This window comes from Streptomyces sp. (assembly GCF_050698815.1).
Taxonomy (GTDB): Bacteria; Actinomycetota; Actinomycetes; order Streptomycetales; family Streptomycetaceae; genus Streptomyces.
Genome location: NZ_JBOHCV010000503.1, coordinates 1 through 3,956 on the forward strand (window position 1 = coordinate 1; position 3,956 = coordinate 3,956).

Annotated in this window: 3 protein-coding genes and 1 pseudogene; 2 read left to right on the forward strand and 2 right to left on the reverse strand. The window is 74.0% G+C overall.

Annotation, left to right across the window (positions count from 1 at the left end):
* Nucleotides 1-1,656 (forward strand): hypothetical protein (locus ACRDP3_RS18055; protein ID WP_431517997.1); only part of this gene is annotated, 1,656 nt, incomplete at its 5' end.
* Nucleotides 1,657-1,719: 63 nt separating this feature from the next.
* Here ACRDP3_RS18055 and ACRDP3_RS18060 read toward each other — a convergent pair.
* Together ACRDP3_RS18060 and ACRDP3_RS18065 are read right to left on the reverse strand one after the other, a co-directional pair.
* Nucleotides 1,720-2,631, reverse strand: coding sequence for a transglutaminase-like domain-containing protein (locus tag ACRDP3_RS18060; RefSeq protein WP_431517998.1), 912 nt, complete (start codon nt 2,629-2,631; stop codon nt 1,720-1,722).
* A gap of 5 nt (nt 2,632-2,636) precedes the next feature.
* A complete protein-coding gene (locus ACRDP3_RS18065; protein ID WP_431517999.1) occupies nt 2,637-3,710 on the reverse strand; it encodes a GNAT family N-acetyltransferase in 1,074 nt (357 codons plus the stop codon).
* A gap of 138 nt (nt 3,711-3,848) precedes the next feature.
* Between ACRDP3_RS18065 and ACRDP3_RS18070 the strand changes: the two are divergent.
* Nucleotides 3,849-3,956, forward strand: a pseudogene (locus ACRDP3_RS18070) (ferredoxin); the annotation flags it as partial.

Genomic DNA, 3,956 nt, shown 5'->3' on the forward strand with positions numbered 1-3,956 from the left:
ACCGGCGGCGACGCGGGCGGCCTGGGCGGGTCCGCGGGGTCCAGCGGGACCAGTGGGTCCGGTGAGGCTTCCGGCAGCGGCGAGTTCACTACGGAGACCAGCGACTGGTTCGCGCCCCGCAAGGGGAAGCCGAATCCCGGTGGGTCCGGCGGTGCCGGCGGTGCGGCCGGGTCCGGCCCGGCGTACGGGAGCGGGGACCCCTACGGTGCCGGTGGCTCGGACCCGTACGGCTCCGGTGGCGCACCGCAGAGCGCTCTGCGCGGGCTGATGGACGACGGCGGCACGACCGGCACGACCGGGACGGAAACGCCCGCCGACGGGGTGCCGGCGGTCGGTGGTCCCGGCGGGCCGACGACCGGCCCGGCCATGGGTGACACCCCGCTGCCGCCGCACCCCGGTACCGGCGGACCGGCCGAGTCGCCCGCCAGTTCGACCCTCGGTCTGGGTACGGGCCGTGCGCCCTTCGCGCCCGGCGGCGTCGGCGAAGACATGTTCCCCGGCGGCTCGGGCTCCGGCGGCTCGGGCTCCGGTGACCCCGGCGAAGCGCGAGTCTCCGGCGGCACCCTCGTCAGCGGCATCCCGCGCGTCCCCTCGGGCGCCGCGGCGTCGTCGTCGCCGTTCGCGCGCTCCGCGTCCGCCGGCTCAGCGGCCTCCGCCCGGCGGACGGGCAGGACCCCCGGTCGCACCTCCGACGGGCCGTCCGGCGTCCGTTCCAAGCTGGTGCTCGCCGGGGCCGGTCTCTTCGGGCTCGTCGGCATCGCCTACGGCGCCGGTCTGCTGTTCGACCACGCGGACGTGCCGACCGGCACGACGGTCCTCGGCAACGACATCGGCGGTACGACCAAGCACGAGGCCGTCAACAAGCTGGACGCGGCGTTCGGCAACCGTACGGTCCAGCCGTTCACCGTCGTCGCCGGCGGCAAGCAGACCCAGCTCAAGCCGAGCGTGGCGGGGCTGACCCTGGACACCGAGGCCACCGTACGAGCGGCCGCCGGCCGGGACTACAACCCCGTCTCCGTCATCGGCTCCCTGTTCGGGGCCGAACGGCAGGCGGAGCCCGCCATCAAGGTCGACAAGGAGAAGATGGCGTCGGCCCTGTCGAAGGTCTCCCAGGAGACCGGGAACGGCGGCGCCCCCAAGGACGGCATGGTCAAGTTCATCAGGGGCAAGGCCGTCGCGGTGCCCGGCAAGACGCACAAGGGCGTCGACCCGGGCGATGCCGGAGCGGCACTGCAGAAGGCGTACCGCGACCGCGCCGCCACGGGCAAGAACAGCCCGGTCCGGTTGCCCGTGTCCATGCAGCGCCCGAAGGTCGGCAAGGCGGAAATCAACCGCGCGATCAAGGCATTCGGCAAGCCCGCGATGTCCGGACTGGTGACGATCAAGGCGGGTAGCGCCTCGATCCAGTTCAGCCCGCAGAAGTCGCTGCCGAAGTTCCTGTCCATGAAGCCGGTCAACGGCACGCTGGTCGACACCTACAACCTGCCGGCGCTCCAGCAGCTGTACGGCACGACCTTCGCCGGCGTGAAGATCACCCGGGGTGACGGCAGCAAGACGCCGGTCATGCCGCAGGACGTGGCCGGCGCACTGCGCCTCGCCCTGAAGGAGACCTCACCGGCAAAGCGCGTACAGGAGATCCCGACGAACCCGCGGTGAGTCCGGGCCCGCCCGCGGGCCCGGCCCCCGCGCGGGTCGCGGGCCGCAGTGCGTCCGAGCCGGTCAGTTGAGCCGTGCCCGGGCGGCCCGCGCCGCTCTGCGCACCGTGTCGGCGGTCGCGGGCTCCATCGCCGCGATCGCCTCGGCGTACTCCTCCATCTCCGCCGCACCGCCCAGGAAGTCGCCGCGCTCGACGAGCAGCCGCGCGCGCTCGTAGCGCAGCCGCGCGGGGTGGTGGGGGAGGAGCAGCGACAGTTCCAGAGCCCACAGCTGTACGGCCGAGTGCTCCGGGCGGCCCGCGGCCCAGGCGCGGATGTTGTTGAGGATCCGCAGCACGATCTCCAGCGTGCCGGCGGGCTGCAGCATCGCCGCCGACACCCGCCGGTGCGTCCCCGTCGTGCCCGCCATCAGCAACTCCGCGTCACCGGCGGCCAGCGGCCGGCCACCGCCGTAGGGATCGACGAGCACGTGATCGCCGGCCGGGTCGCCGAAGCCGACGACGAAGTGCCCGGGCAACGCCACCCCGTACACCGGGGCCCCGGCCCGCCGCGCCACCTCCATCCAGACCACCGACAGCAGGATCGGCAGTCCGCGGCGCCGCCGCAGCACCGACTGCAGCAGGGAGGAGGCCAGCCGCCGGTAGTCGTCCGAGCTGCCGCGGAAGCCGTGCTCCACGCCCAGCAGTTGCCCGAGAGCCCCGGCCCACTGCCCGGGGGTACGGGTCGCGGCGTACGGCAACAGCCCTGCCAGCCGGTCGATTTCGATCTGCGCCTCGTCCACGCCGGCGTCCCGCGCCGTCTCCGCGCCCGCGTACCGCGCCGTGTCCTCGCTCGCGTCCCGCGAGGGCCGCACCCCGCAGGCAGCCGCCTCGGCGCCGATCAGCAGGCACAGCAGCGCCAGATCCGGGCGCTCGTCCCGTGCCGCCTCGGCGAAGCGCTGCCTGTTGCCTGAGCTCTCCTCGTCCTCGCGTGCCATCCGGATCAGTCCTGCGGTGCGCGGCGGTAGTGGTACGCGTGGTGGTCGGCGAAGCCCAGCCCGTCGTACAGCTCACGGGCGGCGGCGTTGTCGCGCTCCACCTGGAGGTACGCGGCGGAGGCGCCCTCAGCCAGCGCCTGCCGCGCCAGTTCGGCCATCACCGCCGTGCCCAGGCCCTCCCGGCGCCGTTCCAGAGCGACCTCTATCGCGGCGAAACCGGCCCAGCGCCCGTCGACCACGCAGCGGCCGATCGCATCCGTTCCGCCGACGGTCGTTCCGCCGGCACCCGTCCCGGTGGCCAGGCCCGGCTCCCCGGGCACGGTCGCGAACCACACCGAAGGTCCGCCCGCCAGCACCTTCCGCGCCGACTCCGGCAGCGCCTCGGCACGCCGGTACAGCGAGAACCAGCCCGGGTCCGGCGTGCGGCTGAGCCGTACCCGGGTATCCGGCTCCCGGTCGGCCAGCGGCGCCAGTGCGGCCACCCTTAGCAGCGCGTACCGCTCACCGAGCCAGCCGCGCCGCTCCAGCTCCGCGGCGAGCAGCTCGTCGGTGTGCTCGCCGCCCGTGGTGACCTGCACACGCGGCACCAGCCCGCGCGCCTCGTACCACAGCCGCGCCCGTTCGACCGCCGCCGCCGTCGGCAGCCCCGGATCGCCCAGCGGCAGTACGGAGTTGGCACGGGCGGTGAAGCCCTCCCGCCGCCCGGGCCGGCCGGACCCCTCCACGGCACTCGCCCGCAGTGTCCACCCGCCCAGCCGCTCGGTCTCGACGGCGGGCCAGCCGCGTGCCGCGGCCCGGACCAGTTCGTCCACGCTCGCGGCCGGTACACCGCGCCGGCGGGCGGGCGCGGCCGGCACGACCTTGCCGGCGACCACCGCCGACTCCGCGATCAGCACGCTCTCGCCGCCGCGCCGGGTGATCTGCAGCACACCCGCTGCCCAGGATGTGAGAACGCCGACCGTGTCGGTGAACCTGGCGTGCCGCTCGCCAGATCCGGTCAAAGACCGCACCGACACCCGTTTCCCCACGTCAGACGCGGTAATCCGGACCTCTAGGCGTCCGCCCGTGGTGAATTCCACAGCTCTACCCGCCCCTCCTGTTCGTCTCGGTCCCGGGAACGGAGATACTAGGTCGGGCATCGACGACGCCGCGCTCCCGCGCGCCCAGCGGCGGAGCCGGACACCGGTCCGCCGGCCCAATTGAGGAGGAACGACAGCGTGACTTACGTCATCGCGGAGCCTTGTGTCGACCTTAAGGACAAGGCCTGCATCGAGGAGTGCCCCGTCGACTGCATCTACGAGGGCCAGCGGTCCTTGTACATCCAC